Below are 26,683 nucleotides of genomic sequence, written 5' to 3'. Positions count from 1 at the left end.
CGTTACCGCATTGGCCGCTTGTTCACGCTGACGATCCACCCGCGTTTCCCGGCTTATCACCTGCGCTCAGGGGTTTCGAGCAGCTCAGCGAGCCTGGGACCGATCTCGTCGAACGCTTCGGCCGAGGTCATCAACTCGTGCGTCACCCCGATCGGGCGATCGATGATCTCACCGGAAACGAAAGCATGCCAGTCGGCGGGGGTGCGATCGGCGCGTGCCTCGGCATCACCGGTGGCCCTGAAGAACTCGAGCCGCCCCTCGAACAGCTGTGGCCGGTACTGCGATTCCAGCTCGACCGTGCGCATCGCCGTGCGATAGATCAGGCGTAACCGATCCGGTGTCAGCATGTCCAGGCCTCCGCCGATGACCATCGCGTGCAGCGCGGCGAGCGCATCGTCGCCGATTTCCTGCAGGTTCTCCGCCTCGGGCAGTGCCGCCGGGTCCAACCCCAATTCGGCAAAGGCCTGGCGGATCTGGGTCCGGAAATCGGTGAAGTCGCCGCCGGGATAGGCATCGAGGATCGCCAAGAGCTCGACTTGCGCGCCATCGGCCTGTAGCTGAGTCGCCACCGCATGCGCCAGTTTGCCGCCCAGCGACCAGCCCAGCACCCGGTACGGCCCCTGCGGCTGCACCGCTCGGATTTCGGCGACATAGCGCCGCACGATCTCCTCGATCGAACCCGGATGGTAGTCGTCCTCGGAGAGCGCGGGCGACTGGATGCCGAGGATCGGCTGATCGGCCGGGAGCACCCTGGCCAATCCGGCGTAGGACCACGACAGTCCGGCCAGCGGGTGCACACAGAACAGTGGCGCCCTGGCGCCCGTGGCGCGGATGGGGAGTATCACGCCGAGCGCCGCCGCCGAGCTGGATTCGAAATCGTGTTCGTCTTCGAGTGCCGCGATGATCTGCTCGGCGATGCCGAGAACCGTTGGCTCGGTGAAGAACCAGGCGACCTTGATCTGCGCGCCGGTCAGTTTGCGCAGTCGGCTGACGACCTGGACGGCTAGCAGCGAGTTACCGCCGAGGCTGAAGAAGTCGTCGTCGATGCCGACTCGCTCGACGCCGGTGACCTCCGCGAAGACATCCGCGACGGTGGCCTCGAGCGGGTTCGAGGGCGCGCGGAATTCCCGTACCGCGAAGACGGGTTCGGGTAGTGCGCGGCGGTCGAGCTTGCCATTGGGGTTCAGCGGCATGACCTCGAGCACCACAATCGCGGCGGGGACCATATAGGACGGCAAGTGCTCGGCCAGCTGGCTCCGCAGTTCCTCGGTATCGACCGTGACACCGTTGGCGGGCACGACGTAGGCGACCAACTGATCGCCGGTCCTGGCATCCGAGCGCACCAGCGCGACCGCCTGGGCCACCGAATCGTGTGCGGTGAGGGCGGTTTCGACCTCGCCGAGCTCGATGCGCAGACCACGCAGCTTGACCTGGAAGTCGGTGCGACCGAGGTACCCGATCGAGCCGTCGGCATTGCGCCTGACCAGGTCGCCGGTGCGGTACATGCGAGCACCCGGCACGCCGAACGGGTTGGCCACGAAGCGATCCGACGTCAGATCGGTGCGACCGGCGTAGCCGCGCGCCAACTGCGCACCGGCCAGGTACAACTCACCCGCGACACCCGATGGCACCGGGTGCAGCCGCGAATCCAGGACATACGCCTGGGCATTCCATACCGGCCGCCCGATGGGCACCGCGCCTTGGATCTTCGCCGCCACCGGACTGTGTGTTGCGTCTACGGCGAATTCGGTTGGGCCGTACAGGTTGATCAGCTCGGCCGAGCTGATCTTGCGAATTGCCTGCACCGCGTCGGCGGTGAAGGCCTCACCGCCGACGAGCAGGGAGCGCAGCGAGGTCAGTGCGGAGCCGTCGACGGCGCCCGCGAAGACGGTGAGCATCGACGGCACGAACGAGGTCATGGTGACCCGTTCGGCCGCAATGACTTCCGCCAGGTACTGCGGGTCACGATGGCCATCCGGGCTCGCGACGACGAGCCGGCCACCGGTGGACAGGGGACCGAACAACTCCCACACCGACGCGTCGAAGGTCGGCGGGGCCTTGAACAGCACGATGTCATCGGCACCGAAGCTGTATTCGTCAGTGATCCAACGGATCTGGTTCACCACCGCCGAATGCGGGACGGCCACCCCCTTCGGGCGACCGGTCGAGCCGGAGGTGAAGATGACGTACGCCGGGTTGCTCGGCCGCAAAGGCGCGATCCGCTCGGTGTCGGTGATCGGCTGGTCCGAGAATCCGGACAGGTCGAGCTCATCTAGCTTCAGTGTGGGCAGCGCGCCGCCGTCGAAGTCGTCGCGGGTGTTTGTCAGTATCCATATCGGCGCGGCCGAATCGAGCACATAGCCGATCCGTTCTGCGGGCTGATCGAGGTCGAGCGGCACATACCCGCCGCCGGCCGCGTGCACCGCATACGCCGCGACCACAAAGTCGACCGAACGCCGCAGACCCAGGGCGACCAGTTTTTCCGGCCCGACACCGGCTTCGATGAGTCGGCGCGCCAGCCGGTGCACGCGCGCACCGAATTCGGCATAAGTGAGCGTCGCGGAGCGACTCGTTGAGGGGTGGTCGGGCGACGGGTGGGCCAACGAGGTTTCGGTTGCCGGGTCCACGATCGCGACCGCGTACGGCGTTTCTGCCGCCTGCCTGGCGAACTCGTCCACCAGCGTGCCGACCGCACCCAGCTCGCGGCTGGTGTCGTTCCACCGCCACAGCACCGCCGCCCGCTCGGTATCGCTGAGCAGATCGATATCGCCCACCGGTATATCCGGCCGCGCCACGATCTGCTCCAGCAGACCGACGAACCGGTCCGCGAAGCCCTGCGCGGTGGCATCGTCGAAAAGATCCCTGGCGAAGGACAAGTCGGCGACCATGCCCGCATCCGCGTCCGGCGCGGCCTCCTGAATGGTCAGTGACAGATCGAATTTCGCGGTATCGATCGCCAGATCGACCGCGCTGATCCGCAGGCCCGGCAGCTCGAACGAACTGTCCGGCAGATTCTGGAATGACAGCATCACCTGGAACAGCGGATGCCGTGCCGTCGACCGCACCGGATTCAGCAGGTCGACCAGCCGCTCGAACGGAATATCGGCGTGCGCGAAGGCCTGCAGATCGGCATCCTTCGTCCGCGCGAGCAGCGCATCGAAACTCAGCTCGCCCGACACCTCGCTGCGCAGCACCAGGGTATTGACGAACATGCCGATCACATCGTCGAGTTCGGCCTCACCGCGACCGGCGACCGGGGTGCCGACGGCGATATCGTCGGTACCGGACAGCCGCGCGAGCAGCACCGCGAGCGCCGTGTGCACAACCATGAACATGGTCGCGTTATTGGCGCGGGCGAGTTCGCGCAGCCCGCCGTGCAGTTCGGTGCCGATCGGGAAGACGACCCGTCCACCGCGGAAGGACTGTGTCGTCGGACGCGGCCGATCCGCGGGGAGATTCAGCTCGTCCGGCATGCCCGCCAGCGTGTTTCGCCAGTATTCGGCCTGTGCGCTGATCACACTGTCCGGATCGGCCTCCGATCCGAGCACCTCGCGCTGCCAGATGCTGAAATCGGCGTACTGCACCGGCAGCGGCGCCCAGGCCGGAGTCGCACCGGCCGAACGGGCGGCGTAGGCGATCATCAGATCGCGGGTGAGCGGGCCCATGGACCAGCCGTCCGCGCTGATGTGATGTGCCACCAGCACGAGTACATGCTCTGTGTTGTTTCCAGCGACCTGCGAGCTGTCGCTAGCGGTGTTGTTTCGAGCGACCTGCGAGCTGTCGCTAGCGGTGTTGTTTCGAGCGACCTGCGAGCAGTCGCTAGCGGTGTTGTTTCGAGCGACCTGCGAGCAGTCGCTAGCGGCGGCCTGCTCGACCCGGAAGAGCTTGGCCCGCACGGGCACTTCGGTCGTCACATCGAATCCGGCCGAGGCCGTCGCGATGACCTGCGCGGGCAATTCGTCCACACCGACCTCGACCGGCGTCAGATCCGGTACCGCCTGCTCGGCGGGCACGATCAGCTGCACCGGACCGTCATCGGTCTGCGGATAGACGGTGCGCAGCACCTCGTGCCGTTCGATCAGATCGACAACGGCCAGCTCCAGCGCGGCCAGATCCAGCGCACCGGTCAGGCGCACCGCGGCCGGAATATTGTTCACCGCCGAGGACGGATCGAGCTGATTGAGGAACCACATCCGCTGCTGGGCCATCGACAGCGGAATCCGTTCCGGGCGCGGCCCGGCCGTCAGCGCCTTGCGACCGCCGGATCCGGCGTGCTGCTCGATCTTGACCGCGAGCCCGCCGACCGTCGAGGTCTCGAACAGGGCGCGCACCGGCACCCGGCCGCCGATCGCGGCACCGAGCCTGGCCACCACCTGGGTGGCGATCAGCGAGTTGCCGCCGAGTGCGAAGAAGTCGTCGTCGACGCCGACCCGGTCGATGCCGAGCACATCGGCGAAGACGCCCGCCACGATCTCCTCGACCGGCGTTGCCGGGGCGCGGAATTCGCGGCTGGTGAAACTGGGTTCCGGCAGCGCCTTGCGATCCAGCTTGCCGCTGGTGTTCAGCGGGAAGGCGTCGAGCGCCACGATGGCGGCCGGGATCATGTACGGCGGCAGGGTTTGCGCGATCGAGGTCAGCAGTTCGGCCTGATCGATCTCGTGACCCGGCGCGGGCACGGCGTACGCGACCAGCTGGTCACCCAGCGCCGATGGCAGCACCACCGCGACGGATTGGCTCACCGAAGCCTCGGCCAGCAGCGCGGTCTCGATCTCACCGAGCTCGATGCGCTGCCCGCGGAACTTGACCTGGAAGTCGGTGCGGCCGATGTAGTCGAGCACACCGCCCGCCGCGGTCTCCCGCCAGCGGACCAGGTCGCCGGTGCGGTACATGCGGGTGCCGTCGCCGAACGGGCTGGCCACGAACCGATCGGCGGTCAGATCGGGTCGGCGCACATAGCCGCGCGCCAGCTGGTCTCCGGCCAGGTACAGCTCGCCAGCGACACCCGCCGGCACCGGCCGCAGCCGCGAATCCAGCACGTAGACCTGGGTATTCCACTGCGGCAGACCGATCGGGACGCCGGGGCGGTCGGTGCCGCGCGCCGCCCAGTAGGTCACCGAGACCGCGGCCTCGGTCGGGCCGTAGAGGTTGTGCACCCTGGCCTCGGACATCGCGCGCACCGCGTCGACGGTCTCCGGCGGCAGTGCCTCACCGATCACGAAGATGTCCCGCAGCGTCGGGCAGGTACCCGCCAGGGTGTGCGCGGCGAAGGCCGTCAGCATCGAGGGCACGAAGTCGGTGACCGTCACGCCCTGCGCGGCAATGGTTTCCGCGACATAGGCCGGGTCGCGGTGGCCGTCGTGGGTGGCGACGACCAGTTTCGCGCCCGTGCGCAGCGGCATGAAATAGCCCCACAGCGAGACGTCGAAGGTCGTCGCGGTCTTCTGCAGGTACACATCGCCGACACCGAGCGGGTATTCCGCCAGCATCCAGGTGGTCTGGTTGTGGATGGCGGCATGGGAGATCGCGACGCCCTTGGGTCGTCCGGTCGAGCCCGAGGTGAAGATGACGTAGGCCGGATTCTCCGGGCGCACCGGGCGCAGCAGTTCGTCGGCGCGCACCGGGGCCGCGTCGAATCGGTCCAGCTCCAATGCATCCAGGTGCAGCACCGGCGTATCACCCGGCACCGCAATCGCATCCGCGGTGGTCGTGAGCACCGCCGCGGGCTGGGCGGTATCGAGGATGTGCGCGATCCGCTCGGCCGGATGATCCGGATCGAGCGGCACATATGCGCCACCGGCGGTCACGATGGCGTACATGCCGACGACCAGATCCAGTGAGCGTCGAATCGCCAGGCCCACCAGGGATTCGGTGCCGACACCCTGTTCGATCAGCCGTCGGGCCAGCCGGTTGACGCGCTGGTCGAATTCGCGATAGGTCAGCGTCGCGGAGCGACTCGATGAGGGGTGGTGGTCGGGCGACGGGTGGGCGAGCTCGGCGCCTTCGTAGGCCACCGCGATGGCGTCCGGATATTCCGCCACCGCACGGCGGTAACCGTCCAGCAGCAGTTCCGGCGCGACCGGATGGCCGGTCTGGTTCCAATCCAGCAGGATGCGCTCCCGCTCGGCCGGAGCCAGCAGGTCGAGTTCGCCCACCGGAGAGCCCGGGGCGGCGATGATCCGGCCCAGCAGGCGCACGAAGCGCTCGGCGAAGCCTTCGACGGTCGCCTGATCGAAAAGGTCCCTGGCGTAGACGAATTGGCCCGCGATACCGGCGGGCACCCCGTGCTCGTCGTAGGCGTCGCTGACGATGAGGTTCAGATCGAACTGCGCCACCTGGGTATCGATGCCGACACCGGAGATGGTCAGACCGGGCAGCTCGAGGGTGGACTGCTCCAGGTTCTGGAACGACAGCCCGACCTGGAACAGCGGATGCCGTGCGGTCGAGCGGACCGGGTTGAGGACTTCGACCAACCGCTCGAACGGGATATCCGCGTGCGCGAACGCCTGGATATCGGCCTCGCGCTGGCGTGCGGTCAGTTCGGCGAACGTCGCACCGGCGTCGACTCGGGTGCGGAACACCAGGGTGTTGACGAACATACCGATCAGATCGTCGAGCGCGGCCTCCCCACGTCCGGAGACCGGGGTGCCGATGGCAATGTCATCGGTGCCCGACAACCGGGCAAGCAGTACGGCGAGTGCGGTGTGCACGACCATGAACAGCGTCGCACCCTCGGCGCGCGCCAATTCGATGAGCGCCCGGTGGGTTTCGGGATCGATGCGCACCTCGGCGGTGCCGCCCGCGAAGGTCTGCGCCGCGGGACGCGGCCGATCCGAGGGCAGATCCAGTTGTTCGGGCAGCTCCGCCAGCGCGTCGCGCCAGTAGGCGACCTGCTCGGCGGCCAGCGAATCCGGATCGTCCTCGCTGCCGAGCACCTCGCGCTGCCAGATGCTGAAGTCCGCGTACTGCACGGTCAGCGGTGCCCAGCCGGGCGCGGCGGCCGCGGCGCGGGCCGCGTAGGCCATCATCAGATCGCGGGTCAGCGGCGCGACCGAGGAACCGTCGCCGGAGATATGGTGCACCACCATCGCCAGCACATATTCGCCGTCCGCACCGTCGATATCGAAGAGCGCGACCCGGACCGGCACCTCGCTGGTGACATCGAAGATCGTCGAGGTCAGCTCGATGACCGCGGATTCGAGCTCATCCGGCAGCACCTCGCGGATCTCGAGTTTCGGCGCGGCCTGATCCGAGGGCAGGATCAGCTGCACCGGGCCCGCATCGGTCTGCGGGTAGATGGTGCGCAGGATTTCGTGCCGCTCCACCAGATCGGCGACCGCCTGCCGCAGCGCCTCCACATCGAGCGCACCGGTAAGCCGGACCGCGATCGGGATGTTGTAGGCCGAGGAGTCGGTGTCGAACCGGTTCAGGAACCACATGCGCTGCTGGGCCAGCGACAGCGGAATGTGCTGCGGCCGTTCGCCCGCCGCCAGTTCCCTGCGGACCCCGGTTCCGGCGAGCTTCTCGAGTTCGGCGGCGAGTTCGGCCACCGTGGACGCCTCGAAGAGCACCCGAACGGGCACCCGGGTATTCAATGCCGCGCCCAGGCGCGCCACCAGTTGCGTTGCCAGCAGCGAATTTCCGCCGAGTGCGAAGAAGTCGTCGTCGAGGCCGAGGTAGCGGCGGTCGTCCGCGCCGGTGCCGATGCGCAGCACCGCGGCGAAGGTGCTCGCCACGATCTGTTCGGTGTGGGTCTTCGGCGCGCGGAAGGCGACCCGTTCGAAGACCGGTTCCGGCAGCGCCTTGCGATCCAGCTTGCCCACCGGGGTCAGCGGGATCTCGTCCAGTACGACGACCGCCGACGGCACCATATGCGGTGGCAGACTGCGCGCCGCGTGGTCGGTGAGCACGCTTGGCTCGACGATCCGGCCGGGTACCGGCAGCACATACGACACGAGAATCGTGACGCCAGCGTCGGTTTGCTTGCCAAGGGTGATCGCGAACTCGACATCGGCGTGCCTGCCGAGGACGGCGTCGATCTCCCCGAGTTCGATGCGGTAGCCGCGGATCTTCACCTGGAAGTCCGAGCGCCCGACGTAGTCGAGCACCCACGGAATCGATGGCAGCGCCGCATTGCCCGCCCGCAAATCGGCTTCGGCGAACCAGCGCACCACATCTCCGGTGCGGTACATCCGCGCACCCGGCTCGCCCCACGGATTCGGCACGAAGCGCTCGGCGCTCAGACCGGGACGGTTGTGATAGCCGCGCGCCAGTCCGCCACCGGACAGATACAGCTCGCCCGCGACGCCGGGCGCCACCGGGTGCAGACGCGAGTCCAGTACCAGCGCCGACATGCCGTGCACCGGGGTACCGATGGTGATCGGCTTACCCGCTTGCAGGGTGCCGTAGGAGGAGATGATGGTGGTTTCGGTCGGGCCGTAGCCGTTGTAATACCGGCGACCCGGCTGCCACTTGGCCAACAGCTCCGGCGTGGTGACATCGCCACCGACGGACAGCACTTCGAGCTGATCCAACCCGGCCGGATCCACCGTGCCCAGCACCGCAGGGGTAATGATCGCGTGCGTCACCTGCTCGGTGCGCAGCAGCTCACCCAGTTCCGGGCCGCCGATAATGGCCGATGGCACGATCACACAGGTAGCGCCGACCGAAAGGGCGACAAGCCATTCCAATACCGACGGGTCGAAGCTCGGCGAGCAGATGTGCAGGAAACGGTGTTTCGGCTCCAGCCGGTACAGACCGACCGCGTGGTCGACCAGGCCACCGAGACCGGCGTGGGTCACGGTGACGCCCTTGGGCATACCCGTCGAACCCGAGGTGTAGATGACATACGCCGGATGCTGCAGCCGCAGCGGCGCGATCCGATCGGCATCGGTGAGCGGTGCGGCGGATCGGCTGGCGCACAACGCATCCGTCTCGGCGTCATCGAGCGCGAGCCACTGCACGTCATCCGGCAACTGACCGCGGTATTCGGCAGTCGTCAGACCCACAACGGCGGCCGAATCGGTCAACATGTGCCGCACCCGATCCACCGGATAATTCGGATCGACCGGCACATGCGCACCACCGGCCTTCGACACCGCCAGCACCGCCGCAACCATCTCATAGGATCGCGGCAAGGCAACCGCCACAAGACTTTCCGGACCGACACCACGCTCGACCAGCACCCTGGCCAACCGCGATGAGAACTCGTCCAACTCGCGATAACTCACCGAACGACCCCGGTATCGGACGGCCGTGCGATCGGCACCACGGCGCAGTCCGCGCACCAGCAGATCCGGCAGCAACCCACCGGCCATCACATGGTCCGGCTGCACCTGGGTCAGGAATTTCGCCTCGGATTCGGCGAGCAGCGGCAGCTCACCCACCGCCAGCTCCGGCCGCGTGGTGATCGCCTCGAGCAGGCGCACGAACCGATCGGCGAATACCCGGACGGTGGACTCGTCGAACAGGTCACGCGCGAAGGAGAATTCGGCGTACATGCCGCCGCCACCGTCCGCAGTGGCCGCCAGTTCGGTAATGGCGAGCGACAGATCGAATTTCGCGGTATCGATATCGAGATCGACCGCACCGACCCGCAATTCGGGCAGCTCGAAGGAGTTCTCCGGCAGATTCTGGAAGGACAGCGCCACCTGGAACAGCGGATGCCGCGCCGTGGACCGCTCCGGATTGAGCAGATCGACGAGGCGCTCGAACGGAATATCGGCGTGTGCGAAGGCCTGCAGGTCACGATCCTTGACCACGGACAGCAGTTCGGCGAAGTTCGCGCTGCCGCGCACCGGGGTCCGCAACACCAGGGTATTGACGAACATGCCGATGACATCGTCCAATTCGGCCGCGCCACGTCCGGCGACGGGAGTGCCGACGGCAATGTCCTCGGTGCCCGACAGACGCGCCAGGAATACCGCGAGCGCGGTGTGCACGACCATGAAGATGGTCGCGTTCTGCTCGCGGCCGAGCTCCTGCAGCCTGCGGTGCACCCGCGGCTCGACGGTGAAGCCGACGGTGCCACCGGCGAACGACTGTGTCGTCGGGCGGGGCCGATCGGCGGGCAGGTTCAATTCGTCGGGCAGACCCGCCAGCGCGGTGCGCCAGAATTCGGTCTGCGCCGTGATCAGGCTGTCCGGGTCGTCCTCGGAGCCGAGCACCTCCCGCTGCCAGAGACTGAAATCCGCGTACTGCACCGGCAGCGGCTGCCATGTGGGCAGCACACCGGCCGCACGCGCGGCATAGGCCAGCATCAGATCGCGGGTCATCGGTCCCATCGACCAGCCGTCCGCGCTGATGTGATGGGCCACGAAGACCAGCACATACTCGTCCGACGGCACCTCGGCCGCGACGACCTGGAACAGCGCACCGCGCAATGGCACCTGATCGGTGACGTCGAATCCGGCCGCGATGATCTCGACGACCTTCGCGCGCAACGCATCCGCCGCGATGGGCTGCGGCGTCAGATCCGGAACCGCCTGCGCCGCGGGCACGATCACCTGATGCGCGATACCGTCCCGGTCGGCCGGGTAGACGGTGCGCAGGGTTTCGTGCCGCTGCACCAGATCGGCGACGGCCTGCTGCAGGGCGGCGATATCCAGGGCCCCGGTGAGCCGCACGGCGACCGGCAGATTGTTCACCGCGGATTCGGTATCGAACTGGTTCAGGAACCACATGCGCTGCTGCGCCAGCGACAGCGGAATCTGTTCCGGCCGCGGACCGGCCACCAATGGCACCGCGCGACGCTGACCGGCGCTCGGTGCGATTGCCGCCGCCAGTGCGGCCACCGTCGGCGCCTCGAAGACGGCGCGCACCGGGACGCGGCCGCCGATGGCGGTGCCGAGCCGGGCCACCACGCGGGTGGCGACGAGCGAGTTGCCGCCGAGGTCGAAGAAATCGTCGTCCGCGCCCGCGCGCTCGATGCCGAGCACCTCGGCGAATACCTCGGCGACGGTGCGTTCCAGCGCAGTCGCCGGTTCGCGGTAGGGCCGCCCGATGAACTCCGGTGCGGGCAGCGCCTTGCGGTCGAGTTTGCCGCTGGCATTGAGCGGCAGGGCATCCAGCCAGACGATGGCCGAGGGCACCATGTACGCGGGCAGCGCGGCCCGCGCGTGGTCGAGCAGGGCGTCATCGTCGATCCGGGCACCGGGGGCGGCCACCACGTAGGCCACCAGCCGATCGCCGGTGCTCCCCTTGACCAGCGCCACCGCCGCGCGCTGCACCGCGTCCAGGCCGAGCAGCACCGTCTCGATTTCACCGAGTTCGACGCGCTGACCACGCAGCTTCACCTGGAAGTCGCTGCGGCCCAGGTATTCCAGCGCATGCGCGCCCTTGCCGGGCACCCAGCGCACCACATCGCCGGTCCGGTACAGGCGCTCACCATCGGCGAGCGCGACGAACCGCTCGGCGGTCAGCGCCGGTGCGTTCACATAGCCACGCGCCAATTGCACACCGGCGATATACAACTCGCCGACCGCGCCGACCGGTACCGGCCGCAACTGCCGGTCCAGGACGTGCACTCGGGTATTCGCGACCGAGGTACCGATCGGGATCGCAACGCCCCCATTGACCGCGGCCGGGTAGGCGGTGACGACGGTGGCCTCCGCGGGCCCGTACCAGTTGAACAGGTCCGCATCCGGCAGAAAGCGGGTGAAGCGCGTCGCGGTCTCCGCGGACAGCGCCTCACCGGCGGCGAACACCCGCCGCAACGATGGATGCGCGGTCGTCCCCGCGGGCGCGCCATCGAGGAACGCATCCAGCATCGACGGCACGAAATGCACAGTGCTGACCGAGTATTCGTCGATCACCCGGGCCAGATACGCGGGATCGCGATGTCCGTCCGGTTCGGCGATAACCACCGCGGCACCGGTCTGCAAGGTCCAGAACAGTTCCCACGTCGAGATATCGAAGGTGATCGGCGTCTTGTGCAACACCACATCACCGGGACCGTGCGGATAGGTGCGCTGTGCCCAACGGAATTGGTTTGCCATCTGCCGGTGGGTGATCGCCACACCCTTGGGCCGACCGGTCGAACCGGAGGTGTAGATGATGTAGGCGGTGTTGTCCGGATGCGTCGCCGCGACGGTATCGGCGAGCAGATCGCCGAAGATCAGCGCATCGCCGGAATCGAGCACGTCCACATGCACCAGCGGTGCGGCGGTCTCGGTGTCGAAGCCGGTCGCGGTCGTGGTCAGCACACAGACCGGAGCCGCACTGGTGAGCACATATTCGCTGCGCTCGGCCGGATGGTCGGGATCGATCGGCACATACGCACCGCCCGCCCGCAGCACACCGTAGATCGCCACAACCATCTCGATGCTGCGCCGCATCGCAACGGCCACCGGCGATTCCGATCCGACGCCGCGACCGGCCAGCTCCCGGGCCAGCTCGCGCGAGCGGGCATCGAGTTCGGCGTAGCTGAGGGTGGTATCGCCGAAGATCACCGCCGGTGCCTCGGGCGTGCGGGCGACCTGCGCGTCGAACAGCGTCAGCAGCGTCGAATCATCCAGCAGCTCGGGCACTCGGGTGGCATTGGCGGCGTCGAGCACGGCCCGGTCGGCGTCGGTCAGCGCGTCCACTTCGGCGATCCTGGCGAGCGGATCGCTGAGGAATCGGCCGATCAGCGCCGAGAAGCGCTGTGCGAGGGCCTGTGCCGCCGTCTCGTCGTAGATATCGCGCAGGTACTTGAGGGTGACGTGCATCCGGATATCGGGCACGACCACCACGGTCACCGGATAGTGCGTGCCGTTCACCGCGACCGCGCCGGTGATACTCATGCCATCGATCGCGCCCGCCGCCGCGGTCAGCGCCTTGCCGTCGACCGGGAAGGATTCGAAGACCACCAGCGAATCGAAAAGCCCCTCGACGCCGACGATTTCCTGGATCTCACTCAGCCCGACATAGTGGTGGTCGAGCAGTGCCGCCTGTTCGGCCTGCAGCTGGCGCAGCAGATCGGCCAGGGTGTCGTCGGCATTCAGCCGCACCCGAACCGGAATCGCGTTGAGGAACAACCCGACCATGGTCTCGATGCCGTCCAGCTGCGGCGGCCGCCCGGAGACGGTGGCGCCGAAGACCACATCGTCGCGGTCCACGGTGCGGCCGATGAGCAGACCCCAGGCGGCCTGGATGACGGTATTGACGGTGACCCCGGCATCGGCGGCCAACCGGCTCAGCGCCTTGGTGTCGTCCTCGGACAGCTCGAAGTCGATTTCACCTACGCCAGCGGAGATTTCGCGTGCCGGATCGACCGGGGCCAGCGGCGTCGGCTCGGTGATACCGGCCAGCACCTCACGCCAGGCGGCGCGGGCGGCGCTGTGGTCCTGTGCGCCGAGCCAGGCCAGATAGTCGCGGTAGGAACGGGCCTGCGGCAGCTGGGACGCGTCGCCGCCGAGGACGTACAGGGTCAGCAGATCCTGGGTCAGCAGCGGCATCGACCAGCCATCGATGAGGATGTGATGGCTGGTGACCAGCAGGTGGTAGGCGTCGGTCGCCGAACGGATCAATGCGAAGCGCAGCAGCGGCGCGGCGCGCATATCGAAGTGGTCGGCCAGATCCGCCGCCATGATCTGGTGCAGCTCGGCGGCGGCGTCGTCCGACCCGAGATGGGTGAGATCGATGGCGCGCCACGGCACTTCGACCGCATCGAGCACGACCTGCACGGGATTGCCACCGGAATCCTCGGCGAAGGCCACCCGCAGGTTGACGTGCCGGCCCACCACGGCGACGGCCGCGGCGTGCAGCCGCTCGGTATCGACATCGCCGCCGAGATCGACCATGAATTGGGTCATGTACGCATCGACCGACGATTCGGCCAGCTGCGCGTGGAACAGCATGCCCGACTGCAGCGGGGTCAGCGGCCAGACCTCGGCCAGCTTCGGGTATTCCCGCGCCAGGCGGTCGCTATCGTCCTGCGACAGCTCGACCAGCGGCCCGGTCGCCAACTGCACGTCGGTCTCGGCCGGTGCGCCCATGGTGGCCAGCGGTGCGAGGGCGGCCACCGTGCGCGATTCGAAAACGTCTCGCGGCGTGAAGATCACACCGCGTGCCCTGGCCCGCGACACCACCTGAATGGAGGTGATGCTGTCGCCGCCGAGTGCGAAGAAGTCGTCATCGAGACCGATGCGCTCGATGCCGAGCACCTCGCCGAGCACCTCGGCAATGGCCCGTTCTATGTCGGTTTCCGGCGCCCGGTACTGCTTGGTCTCCAGTACGGGGGCGGGCAGTGCCCGCCGGTCCAGCTTGCCGACCGGGGTCAGCGGGATCGTGTCGAGCACGATAATGGCGGTCGGCACCATATGCGCGGGCAGGGAGCGTTCGGCGAAGGCCGTCAGCTCGTCGGTGTCCACCGCCGCATCGCCCGCCGCGTGCACATAGGACGCGAGAATCGTTGCGCCGGTATCGAGTTTGTGCCCGATGGTGACGGCGAAGTCCACACTGTCGTGTGCGCCGAGCACCGCATCGATCTCGCCGAGTTCGATGCGGAAGCCGCGGATCTTCACCTGGAAGTCATTGCGGCCGATATATTCGATCTCGCCGGAGGCGGTCCAGCGCACCAGGTCGCCGGTGGCGTAGAGCCGAGCACCACTGGGATCGAACGGATTCGGCACGAAACGCGATGCGGTCAGCGCGGGGCGGGCGTGATAGCCGCGGGCGACCTGCGCGCCCGAGATGTACAGCTCGCCGACCACACCGCTGGGCACCTGATTCAGCCGGTCATCGAGCACATATTCGGTAATGGCCCGGATCGGCCCGCCGATCGTCACGGGCGCACCGGGTGTCAGCGGCGCGCTGATATTGGTCATGATGGTGGTCTCGGTCGGCCCGTAGCCATTGAAGAACTCGCGGGTTCGACCATTCGCGATCGGTAGTACCCAGCGCCGCACCAGATCCGGCGGGCAGGCCTCACCACCGGCGACAACAACCCGGAAATCGTCGAGTCCGGTCGGATCGACGGAGGCGAGCGCGGCGGGGGTGATGAACGCGTGCGTCACCCGCTCCCTGCGCAGCAGCGTCGCCAGTTCGTCGCCGCCGAAGATATTCGGCGCGACCACCACCATGGTCGCCGCACCACCGAGCGCGAGCAGCAGCTCGAGCACCGACGCGTCGAATGACGGCGACGCGAAATGCAGTGTGCGCGACTGGTTCGTGACGCGATAGCGCTCCCGCTGTTCATCACAGAAGCTGGACAGTCCGGCCTGTGTGACGACAACGCCCTTCGGCTTGCCCGTGGAGCCCGAGGTGTAGATGACATAGGCCGGATATTCCGCCCGCACCGCGCGGACCCGGTCCGCATTGGTGATCGCCTCGCTCGAGTATTCCTCCAGGCGCACCGCGAATTCGGGCGTATCGATGACCAGCCATTCGACCCGATCCGGCAGCCGCTCGGCCACCTCGGCGACGGCGAGGCCGAGCACCGCACCGGAATCGGTCACCATATGCGCGACCCGCTCGGCCGGATAGTTGGGATCGACCGGCACGAATCCGGCACCGGTCTTGGCAACCGCCCAGACCGCGACCACCGATTCGAGCGATCGCGGAATGCCAACGGCCACGAGGTCTTCCGGACCGACACCGCGTTCGATGAGCAACCGGGCCAGCCGCGTGGACCGGTCGTCGAGTTCGGCGTAGCTCAGCTGTCCCAGCGTCGCGGTGGCATCGGCAAAGACGACGGCGGTGCCGTCCGGATTCGCCTCGACCGCGGTCGCCATCAGCTGCGGCAGCGTGGTGACCCGCGGCTGCCGGGTCCGGACCGGGCGGGTGCGAGTGGGCCGGGTCACGCGAACATCCCTCCGAGCGCCTGCTCGCGGGTCGCGGAATGCGACACCGTCCACATCAGATCGTGACGCTGACGCGCCCGATCCTGTCCAAGCACCCGATGTCCCGGCACCCAAACCATAGGAACTTTCCTCACCTCGCCCATAGTCACTTCGCAAACCGGTCGCCGCCGGTGTCGACCTGTGCGCACACAGGCCAATGGATCTTCTGGATGGAAGATCAACTCGGGTCGCCCGGCCGCTGGACGCCCAGCAGCACACCGACTTCGACGACGGCCGCGACGGCGCCGAATTCCGGCGCGGGCGCGCCATCGTCGAGCATCACGGCTTGTAGATCCTCCAGCCCCGCCACATCGACGGTACCGAGACCGGAACGATCGATGAACAGATGCGTCACCCATTCGTCGGCCAACAATGCCGACAGCGTTACGTTGTCCAGCTCACCGCCCGCCGTCAGCACCACCGACGCACCGTTCTCACCGGCCGCGACGACCTCCAGCAGCGCAGCCGCGGAATCCGCGCGGCCATACCGGAACAGACGCGATTCGAAGGTCAGCTCGGTGCGCGCCCGCAGTCGCTTGGTCGCCAGCGCGATGTCGTTGTAGGACAGCGTCACCCCGGCCACGAAGGCCGGATCCTCACCGCGCAGCGCCTGGGTCCGGTTCGCATAGGTCACCGGTCGCGGCGATTCGGCGGCGATCGCACCGAGTACGGCCGGATCGTCGAGGGCGAGCCAGTCGATGCCGCCGGTATCGATGGGAGCGTGGCCGATGGTCAGGCCGACCTTGATTTCCAACCCATCGGGCAGTGCCGCGCTGCGGGCACTCGCCAGCGGTGGTCCGTCGAATGTGGTGATCGGGGCCAGTGCGGCACCGGCCTTGAGCACCGCCCAGGTGGCGACCACCGCGTCCACACTCCGATCGAGCCGGATCGCGACACCGGTGCGTGGCCCGCAGCCACGGCCGATCAGCACCCGCGCCAGTCGTGAAGACCTGGCGTCGAGTTCCTGGAAGGACACGGCGTCCTCTCCGAAGACCACCGCGGGCCCGTCTGGATCGTCCTCAACCGCGGCGGCCAGCGCCTGGGTCAGCGCCGCACCGCTGGTGACCGGAACACCGTCGGCGGCCTGCTCCAGCGCGCTATCCGGTGCGGCCGCGCCGCGATCGCGCTCGGCCGCATCGAGGATATCGATATCGCCGACGCTGACCTGCGCATCCGCCACCACGGCGGCGCAGATGCGGGTCAGCCTGCGGCCGAAGGCCTGCACCGTCGACTCGTCGAAAAGGTCCGTCGCGTAATTGAATACCGCGACCAGCTCACCGGGTGCACCGTCCTCGCGATGGCGCGGCTCGATGGTCAGCTGCAGATCGAACTTCGCCGCGACCGCGCCGGTATCCAGTGCCGCGACCGTGAGACCGGGCAGTTCCAACCGCGGCGGCTCGATATTGTCGAACGACAGCACCACCTGGAACAGCGGATTGTGCGAGGTCGCGCGGTTCGGCAGCACCACCTCGACCACCCGCTCGAACGGGATATCGGCATTGCCGAAGGCCGAAAGATCGGTTTCGCGAACATGTTCGACGAGGGCGTCGAAGGTGGTCGCCGATTCGGTCGCGGTGCGCAGCGCCAGGGTGTTGACGAACATACCGACCAGATCATCGAGCGCGCGCTCGCCGCGGCCGGCGATCGGGGTGCCGATCGTAATATCGGAGCTGCCCGACAACCGCGCGAGCAGCACCGCGAGCGCGGCGTGCACGACCATGAACAGCGACGAATTGTGTTCGCGGGCAATGCGGATCAACCCGGCGTGCACCTCGGGCGAGAGGGTGAAACCGGTCGACGCGCCGCGCATGGACGGCACCGCGGGGCGCGGCCGGTCCAGTGGCAGCTCCAGCGCGCCGGAATGTCCGGCCAGCTGTTCGCGCCAGTAGGCCAATTGCTGTGCGGCCACCGAATTCTCGTCGTCATCGCTGCCGATGACCTCGCGCTGCCAGAGCGCGAAGTCGGCGTACTGCACCTCGAGCGGCGTCCAGGTCGGGACATTGCCCGCACAGCGCGCTGCGTAGGCGAGCATCAGATCGCGGGCCAGCGGGGCCATCGAGGCGCCGTCGGCCGAAATGTGGTGCACCACCATGGCCAGCAGATACCGATTCTCCGTCTCGCCGCGCAGCAGCGCACCGCGCACCGGAACCTGTTCGGTCACATCGAATCCGGTCGACATCAGCTCGGTGATGCGCACAATGGGTTCGGTGGTCGACTCGACCGTGAGCCCGCCCGGCCACGCCTCGGTGACCGGCAGGACCTGCTGGTACGGCAGCCCACCCGGACCCGTCGCCGGGTAGCGGGTACGCAGCGCCTCGTGCCGTTCCAGCACATCGGCGACCGCATCGCGCAGCGCCTGCACATCGAGCGCACCGGTCAGACCGATGGCCAGCGGGATGTTGTACGCCGCCGAGCGGGTATCGAACTGGTTGAGCACCCACATGCGCTGCTGGGCCAGCGACAGCGGCACCCGCTCGGGACGCACCGACGCAACCAGCGGCGCACGGGAACCGTTCGACGAACCGGGCACGATCCGGGCGGACAGCGCCGCGACGGTCGAGGCCTCGAAGAGTTCGCGCACCGAGACATTCGCGTCCAGCGCCTCATTGATCCGGCTGACCGCCCTGGTGGCCAGCAGCGAATTGCCGCCGAGGCCGAAGAAGTCGTCGTCGAGGCCGACATCGCGCACACCGAGCAGTCCGCCGAACACGCTGGCAACGGCCTGTTCGATGGGCGTCTGCGGGGCACGGTAGGTGATACCGCTGACGAATTCCGGTGCGGGCAGCGCCTTTCGGTCCAGTTTGCCGTTCGGGGTCAGCGGCAGTGCGTCCAGTACGACGATCGCGTCGGGAACCATATAGCTGGTGAGGAATTCGGCAACGGCGGCACGGAGTTCGGTGTCGTCCAATTGCGAATCGGCTTCGGCCACCACATATCCGACCAGCCGGTCACCGGCGTGCTCATCGGAGCGCACCAGCACGACGGACTGGCTGACCCCGGACTGGGCGAGCAGCGCCGCCTCGATCTCTCCGAGTTCGATACGGAAGCCGCGCAACTGCACCTGCTGGTCGCTGCGACCGGCGTATTCGAGATTCGCCTGACCACCGAAACCGGCCCAGCGGCCGAGGTCGCCGGTGCGGTACATGCGCGAGCCGGGCGCCCCGAACGGATTGGCCACGAAGCGGGTCGCGGCGAGTCCGGGCCGACCGAGGTAGCCGCGGGACAGCTGCGCACCGCTGACATAGATTTCGCCGGCCACCCCGACCGGAGCCGGATGCACGCGATCGTCGAGCACATAGCTCTCCAGGCCGGGCAGCGCGCGACCGATGGCACTGGCCGGATTCTCGGCAAGCTGCTCATCCAGCGCCAGGAACGACACGTGCACCGTGGTTTCGGTGATGCCGTACATATTGACCAGCCACGGCGCGTTGTAGGCGTGCCGCTCGTACCAGCGCCGCAGCTGGCGCAGATCCAGTGCCTCGCCGCCGAATACGACATAGCGCAGTGCGAATTTGCCCTGATCGCCCGCGTGCGAGGCGCGGTCGGCCTCGGCGAGCTGGTAGAACGCCGACGGCGTCTGGTTGAGCACCGTGACCTGTTCGCGAATCAGCAACTCGCGGAACTGTTCCGGGGAGCGGGAGGTGAGATAGTCGACGACCACGACGGTGCCGCCATTGGCGAGCGCGCACCACAGTTCCCACACCGAGAAGTCGAAGGCGAAGGAGTGGAACAGCGTCCACACATCGGTCTCGTCGAATTCGAACATCAACTGGGTATTGGCGAACAGTTCCACCACATTGCGGTGGGCCACGCCGACGCCCTTCGGCACCCCGGTGGAGCCCGAGGTGTAGATGACGTAGGCCAGATTGTCCGGACGCAGCCGGGCCGTGCGCTCGATATCGGTGATCGACGATTCGCCGAAGCCCGCGGTGTCCTCCAGCAGCACGACCGGCAGCTCCGTCGCCGGAATATCGGCCATCAGATCGGCGGTGGTCAGCACGCAGGTCGGCTGGGCGTCGGTGAGCATGAACTCGAGCCGCTGCGCCGGGTAGGTGGTGTCGATCGGCAGGTATCCGGCACCGGCGGTGAGCACACCGAGCAGTGCGACGGGCAACTGTTCGGTTCGCCCCACGGCAACGGCCACCAGCGATTCCGGCCCGGCGCCGCGCGCCATCAGCGCCCGCGCCACCCGGTTCGCGCGCCGCTGCAGTTCGCCGAAACTCAGTGCGGTATTGCCGAATCGGACCGCGATCACATCCGGACGGCGGCGCGCCTGTTCCTGGATGAGGTCGACCAGGGTCACGTCGGGCACCGTCGCCCCGTCCGAATTCCATTCGTGCAGAACCAGCTCGCGCTCGCCAGGGGCGAGCAGATCGATATCGCCGAGCACCGCGTCGGAATCGGCTGCTACCGCGGACAGTACGCGCAGGAAGCGATCGGCGAAGTCCTGCACGGTCGCGGCATCGAACAGATCGGTGGCGTAGGTGAAGGTCGCCGACATCCCATGTGCGTCGGTATTTTCCGCGATCTCCAGTTGCAGATCGAATTTGGCCAGCGATACCGCGTGATCCACGCTCGCGACGGTCAGCCCCGGCAGCTCCAGTTCGGTGCGCGCCAGATTCTGGAATACCAGCATCACCTGGAACAGCGGATGCCGCGCCGCCGAGCGCACCGGATCCAGCAGCTCGACCAGTCGCTCGAACGGCACATCGGCATGGCCGAAGGCCGCGACGTCGGTCTTGCGCACCGCGCGCAGCAGCTCGTCGAAGGTCATGGCGGGATCGATCTCGGTCCGCAACACCAGGGTGTTGACGAACATGCCGATCAGATCGTCCAGCGCCGCCTCGCCACGACCGGCCACCGGGGTGCCCACCGCGATATCGCGGGTGCCCGACAGCCGGGCGAGCAGCACCGCGAGCGCCGCGTGCACGACCATGAAGAGTGTCGAATTATGTCCGTGCGCAAGCTGATTCAATCGCGCGTGGATGTCCGCGCCGACCTCGAAGGCGACGACGGCACCCTGGTTGGATGCGGTGCCCGGACGTGGTCGATCCGCGGGCAGATCCAATTGTTCCGGCAGCGCGGCCAATTCGTTGCGCCAGTAGGCGATCTGCTGGGCGAAGACCGATTCCGGATCGTCCTCGCTGCCCAGGGTTTCGCGCTGCCAGATGGTGTAGTCGGCGTATTGCACAGCAAGCGGCGGCCACTCCGGCCGTCCGCCACGCACCCGATCGGAATAGGCCGACATCAGATCGCGGGCCAGCGGGCCGAGCGAGAAGCCGTCCGCCGCGATGTGATGCACCACGCACACCAGCACGTATTCGGATTCGTCGAGTTGGAACAGCCGCAGGCGCACCGGCGGCGCGGTCGTCACATCGAATCCGGCCAGCACCTCGGCGATGATCAGATCCGAAAGTTCCGGTGTGGCCGCGCTGGTCACCGCGAGTTCCAGCACCGCGCGCGCATCGCCCGCGGGCAGCACGACCTGGAAGCCCTCGCCGTCGATCTCCGGGTAGATGGTGCGCAGCACCTCGTGCCGCTCGACCAGATCGCGCCCCGCGGCCCGCAGGGCGTCGATATCCAGTCGCCCGGACAGCCGCACCGCGAGCGGAATATTGTTGACCGCGCTCGCGGCATCGAAGCGGTTCAGGAACCACATCCGCTGCTGTGCGTAGGACAGCGGAATCCGATCGGGGCGGGTCTGCGCGGTGAGCGCCCGGCCGCTGGCCGAACCCGCATGCTGCTCAACCCGTTCGGCCAGCACCGAGACCGTGGACGCCTCGAAGATCACCTGCACCGGCACCCGCACGTCGAGTGCGAAACCGATGCGCGCGGCCGCCTGCGCGGCCAGCAGCGAATTGCCGCCGAGTTCGAAGAAATCGTCATCCGCGCCGACGCGCGCATCCTGCGCATCACCGAGCAGCAGGGCCGCGAAGACCTCGGCGACGATCTCCTCGACCGGTGTCGAGGGCGCGCGGAACTGCCGCGCCGCGAAGACCGGTTCGGGCAGCGCCGCCCGGTCCACCTTGCCGACCGGGGTCAGCGGAATCTCATCCAGCACCATGATGGCGGCCGGAATCATGTAGTCGGGCAACGACTCCCCGATATGGGCCGCCAGCGCACCGGTATCGACCGTGCTACCGGCGCGCGGCAGCACATAGGACACCAGCGCGGTCGTGCCCGAGGGCAGGGTCTTGCCAAGGGTGGCCGCGAAGTCGACATCCGGATGCGCGGTGAGCACATTGTCGATCTCGCCGAGTTCGATGCGCAGGCCGCGAATCTTGACCTGGAAATCGGAGCGCCCCAGATACTCCAGCACACCGGCATCGGTGCGCCGCACCAGATCTCCGGTGCGGTACAGGCGCGCACCCGGGTTATCGGCCTCCGTGCCGAAGGGACTGGCCACGAAGCGCTCCGCGGTCAGCTCCGGGCGGCCGAGATAGCCCTGTGCGAGCACCGCACCCGAGACATAGAGCTCACCGACGACACCCGCGGGGACCGGACGCAAGCGGGAATCGAGAATGAACGCGCCGACGCCCGAAATTGCGGAGCCGACGGTGACGGGCTCACCGGGCGCCAGCGCCGCAGTGCTGGTGACCATGACGGTTGCCTCGCTCGGCCCGTACGCATTGAACATGGACCGGCCGTGATCGCCCCAGCGCGCCACCAGATCTGCGCCGAGCCGGTCGCCACCGGCCACCACGACCTGCAGGTCATCGAGATCGTCGGTATCGAGCGATTCCAGCGCACCGGGCGTGATCAGCAGATGGCTGACCTGTTCGCGGCGCAGCAGATCGGCGAGTTCGACACCGCCGAATACCGTCGGCGGCGCGATGACCAGCGTCGCACCCACCGAAAAGGTGAACAGCGTCTCCATCAGCGAGAAGTCGAAGCTGGGCGAACTCAGATGTGACACGCGCGCATCGGCATCGATCAGATAATGCTCACCGACCGCCGCCAGACCGGCCAGACCGGTGTGGGTGACCGCGACACCCTTCGGCTTACCGGTGGAACCCGAGGTGTAGATGACATAGGCGGGGTGCTGTTCATTCACCACGCGCACCCGGTCCGCATAGGAGACCGGATGGCCCGGCCGGGCGGCGATCCGCTCGGATACCACCGGATCATCCAGTTCGATCCAATAGGTCGAGGTGCCGAGCTTGGCCCGATGCGCCTTGGTGGTCAGGCCGAATTCGGCGCCCGAATCGGTCACGATGTGCTCGATCCGGTCCGGCGGATAGTTGGGATCGACCGGCACATAGGCCGCGCCCGTCTTCGCGATCGCCCAGAGCGCGACGATCGATTCGACCGAACGGGTAATGCCCATCGCGACGAAATCGCCCGCGCCGACCCCGCGCTCGATCAGCTCGCGCGCCACCCGCGAGGAGGCGGCGTCGAGCTCGCGGTAGGTGAGTTCACGCTGATCGGCCGCAGCGCCGGTCGGATTGAACCGCAGCGCGACCGAAGTCGCCGCGGACTCCACCGCGGCGGTGAGCAGCTGTGCAAACAGCGGGCTGCCCGACCTGCGGCGACGACTACCACGGGCGGAACGGCGGGCAGTTTCCATTCGAGTGCATTTACCTCTCGCGTCGAGCTAGGACCTGCCCCACCCTCCGTGGAGGGCATATTGCACCGGGCCAGCGCAGTCCGAGCCATCATATAAGCCTGCTGCATGCGCGGTCGCGCCTGCGCCGCATGGGCGCAGGCGGGACAGATGTGTATCGGTCTCAGACGGTCGATGTTGCGATGCGCTCGATTTCAGTGAAATACGTCACATAGCAGGTACACCTTCGACGGGGATTCCCCATTGAGGAACCACCTCATCACCTCATTCGTCGAGCCACCGCTCGATCTGATCGAGGTCTGCGGTCGAATAGATATTCGAGCCGTCTTCGGCGTCGAGCAGCATCCGGTCGTACGGCACCCTGGCCGCGCGTTCGAGCCGATATCCCGCACGCCCGGCTCGCGCGGTGAGTTGTCGAAGCCGCACAGATAAAGGATCAGTTAGTTCCGGCCGAAGCCGCCTGTCGTCGCTCATCGAACGAACCGCCCTCGCGAATTCCTCAGGGGCGGTGCAACTTCCGCCCAGTACCCATGCCGAATCGCATCCCATAACGGCGAGAGCTTGGGAAAGCGCTCTCGCATCTGCACCAGGTCCGGGGCCGAAGCCGCAATGAACGAAATCAGGGGGTTTCGGACCCGCCGTGTACCAGCGTTATACGAATGCGGTCGTGGTCTACCTGCCACTCGGCCGACCAGCCGTCTACCTCGGTGCGATGCTCGCCCGTCCCGGCCACCCCTATCGGGCTCGCGAGTCGTACGGATCACACGCCAGGGACTCGAGCCCGTCCAGCACCTCACGCAACGTGCCCGGTGAGTGGCCGCCGGGCGGTAGTGCGGCGATCCCGGCCGCTGTTGGGTAATCGATACCTCTCGCGGCGGCACGTTCACGCGGGCTCATCGATTGCGGAACCAGCCGCCCGGCGAGCATGAGCGTCTGATACGCCGCCGCCTTCCACATGCACCGGTTGATACGGCACGCGCGATGCCGTTGCCACAGACCGTGCGCCAACATCACGTCCACGGCATGGCACAGCGGCGGCGCGGTAACGAGTATCTGTCGCCCGCTCATGCCGCCGGATCCGTTTCATAAGCCAGCATCGTTGGGAGACAAGCAGATTCGAGGCGGCACCCGCACATTTGGCACACAATTGCTTCACACCCCCAACTGTCCGAGGTCGAATGGCTTCGTAGCCAAGGTGTTTCGGCCCGACTGAGTGATCTGGTAGCGCCCCTTCCTTGCTTGGGTGGTCACGACGAGCGCACGGTCGGTGAGATTTGCCAGGGCTTGGCGCGTCTTCCATGCGGTTCGGCCGGTGAATGTGTCGAAGTCGCCTGGCTCGAAGCCGGTCATGTCGGTATCCGCGACTCGAAGAACCCCAGCCCCGCACTGATCTTCACACCAACCGAATGGGACACCTTCACCGCTGGCGTGCACGACGGCGATTTCAACCCGCGCCCATAGCCGCCAGCCCGGCCAGAACTTATACACTCTCGAGCCCTCGCCCATCGCAACCACAGCCAGTCGACCGCGCTGGAAGCCGTGGGCCTGCCCACCTGACTGCGGAAGGTAAGCCGGGTACGGCACACGACGCGCCCAGCACTGCACCCGTAGAACCACGGGACGCCAAACCATTCGGGTCCAGCAACCCCGGAAAGTCGGTGCAGGACAACAGGACCTACCGCAGCCCACCCAACCCGAACGCACCCCTCGCCCCGGCCACCCACCCCTCCGCGTCCACCACAACGCCCCATCGAGTGCGCACTGATCTTCACCCCTGACCAGCGGGACGCTTTCACCGCTGGCATGCAGGCTGGCGAGTTCAACCAGCCCTCATAGCCATCATCACGCACCGAACTCAGCGCCGCACACAAAGCCTCGACCCAACACGCGGCAACTGAGGCCGTCCAGCGCTGGTTCCGGCCACGTGCCAACCTGGACAACCGATCACCTGCATCCTCGCAGGAAAAACGCCGAGAGCGTCCCTCCACCAATACATTCCCGAGTGCTCGCCTATCCGGGATAGGGGTGCGTTCGGGTTGGTTGGCCTGCGGTAGGTCCTGTTGTCCTGCACCGACTTCCCGGGTTGCTGGACCCGAAATGGTTTGGCGTCCCGTGGTTTTGCCGGTGTAGTGCTGGGCACGTCGAGTGCCGTACCCGACTTACCTCCCGCAGCCAGGTGGACAGACCCACAGCTTCCAGCCCAGTCAACTGGCCGTGCTCGCGTTCTCTACAAAACACCCACCACCCCGCGTCCGAACTGGACAAATGATCATGTGGAATCCATGGCGGCATCGCCCGAGAAGCCACCGCCACCAGTGCCACCTGATCTTGATCGCTGGACGGGTTGTCGGTGGGGGTGGGGATAGTGGGGGGATGGGGGTATTGGATGAGGCGTTTGTGGGGTCTTGGGCGGTGGCGGCGGGGTTGGTTACGCGGTGGGAGTTGCGGCACAACTTTGTGCGGGTGTTTCCGGATGTCTATATGCGCAAAGGGGGGTCGCTCGATGCGGGAGGCATGGCCCGCGCCGCGGCGCATTGGGCAAAAGGTGATGGTGTTCTGATCGGTTGCTCGGCGGCCGCGATGCATAACACCCGCTGGCTCGACGCCGATCAACCCGCGGAGATCGCCAGGGGCGGACATTGCCGCCCGCCCTGCGGGATTCGTGCTATCCGCTCAGTTATCGAGCCGAGCGAATGCTGCGAGGTCGACGGGTTCACGGTCACAACTCCGGCGCGCACAGCATTCGACCTGGGTCGGCGGCTGCCGCGCGAGCGGGCAACACCGATTCTGGACGCACTATGTGCAGCCACCGGACTCGAACCGGGTGAGGTTGCGACCTTGGCATCGAAACATCCGGGCGCACGTTTCCTCAACCGCTTGCGCACAACGCTCGCTGTCGTCGATCCAGGCGCCGAATCCCCACCCGAGACCCACACACGCTTACTCCTGATAGACAACGGCTTACCGCGCCCCACAACACAATTGGTGATCCGTGATCACTACGGCGAATTCATCGCGCGCGTCGACCTCGGTTGGCGGAAGTGGCAGGTGGCCGTCGAATACGACGGCGCCCAACACTGGACCAACCCCACCCAACGCACCAAGGACATCGACCGCATAGCCCGCATCGAAGCCCAGGGCTGGCGAGTAATCCGCCTCAACGCCACCCTCCTCCACCACCGCCCCCACGTCATCCTCGACCGCATCCGCACCGCCCTCACCACCCAGGGCGCTCGACTGGACGGATGATCACGTGGAAATCATGGTGGCAAAACGCGAGAGGCTACCGCCACCAGTTCCA

General features: G+C 67.2%; 7 protein-coding genes. 2 read left to right on the top strand and 5 right to left on the bottom strand.

All coding sequences use genetic code 11. The annotated features are described in order from the left end of the window. Window positions 1-56 precede the first annotated feature (56 nt). The 5 genes from ACWEO2_RS25220 to ACWEO2_RS25200 all read right to left on the bottom strand — a co-directional run bounded on the left by ACWEO2_RS25220 (window position 57) and on the right by ACWEO2_RS25200 (window position 24,732). Window positions 57-15,779, bottom strand: a complete 15,723-nt coding sequence (locus tag ACWEO2_RS25220) for an amino acid adenylation domain-containing protein (RefSeq protein ID WP_452407553.1) — start codon at window positions 15,777-15,779, stop codon at window positions 57-59. 217 nt (window positions 15,780-15,996) lie between these two features. Continuing rightward, window positions 15,997-23,385: an amino acid adenylation domain-containing protein gene (locus ACWEO2_RS25215; protein ID WP_452407552.1), complete on the bottom strand. Its 7,389-nt coding sequence runs from the start codon at window positions 23,383-23,385 to the stop codon at window positions 15,997-15,999. A gap of 261 nt (window positions 23,386-23,646) precedes the next feature. Next, on the bottom strand, window positions 23,647-23,808 hold the full coding sequence (locus ACWEO2_RS25210; RefSeq protein ID WP_452407551.1) for a hypothetical protein: 162 nt from the start codon (window positions 23,806-23,808) through the stop codon (window positions 23,647-23,649). Between the two features lie 309 nt (window positions 23,809-24,117). Beyond that, window positions 24,118-24,450 carry a hypothetical protein gene (locus ACWEO2_RS25205; RefSeq protein WP_452407550.1) on the bottom strand — a complete coding sequence of 111 codons (333 nt, stop codon included), beginning with the start codon at window positions 24,448-24,450 and terminating at the stop codon, window positions 24,118-24,120. An 84-nt stretch (window positions 24,451-24,534) separates the two neighbouring features. Continuing rightward, entirely contained in the window at window positions 24,535-24,732 is a 198-nt protein-coding gene (locus tag ACWEO2_RS25200) for a hypothetical protein (protein WP_452407590.1), read from the bottom strand. Here ACWEO2_RS25200 and ACWEO2_RS25195 point away from each other — a divergent pair. Beyond that, a complete protein-coding gene (locus tag ACWEO2_RS25195; RefSeq protein ID WP_452407549.1) occupies window positions 24,667-24,843 on the top strand; it encodes a DUF397 domain-containing protein in 177 nt (58 codons plus the stop codon). The two genes, ACWEO2_RS25200 and ACWEO2_RS25195, sit on opposite strands and share 66 nt — an antisense overlap. A 912-nt stretch (window positions 24,844-25,755) precedes the next feature. Further along, window positions 25,756-26,631 carry an endonuclease domain-containing protein gene (locus tag ACWEO2_RS25190; RefSeq protein WP_452407548.1) on the top strand — a complete coding sequence of 292 codons (876 nt, stop codon included), beginning with the start codon at window positions 25,756-25,758 and terminating at the stop codon, window positions 26,629-26,631. Window positions 26,632-26,683: the final 52 nt, after the last annotated feature.

It is taken from the genome of Nocardia sp. NPDC004278 (genome assembly GCF_053602975.1).
Note: the sequence above shows the minus strand (reverse complement) of the source record. Positions and strands in the feature narration are given on the sequence as shown.

Coding starts and splice junctions, on each gene's coding strand:
- ACWEO2_RS25215 (WP_452407552.1), bottom strand. CDS start 23,385: ATGGAAACTGCCCGCCGTTCCGCCCGTGGTAGTCGTCGCCGCAGGTCG.
- ACWEO2_RS25205 (WP_452407550.1), bottom strand. CDS start 24,450: ATGAGCGGGCGACAGATACTCGTTACCGCGCCGCCGCTGTGCCATGCC.
- ACWEO2_RS25200 (WP_452407590.1), bottom strand. CDS start 24,732: ATGACCGGCTTCGAGCCAGGCGACTTCGACACATTCACCGGCCGAACC.
- ACWEO2_RS25190 (WP_452407548.1), top strand. CDS start 25,756: ATGGGGGTATTGGATGAGGCGTTTGTGGGGTCTTGGGCGGTGGCGGCG.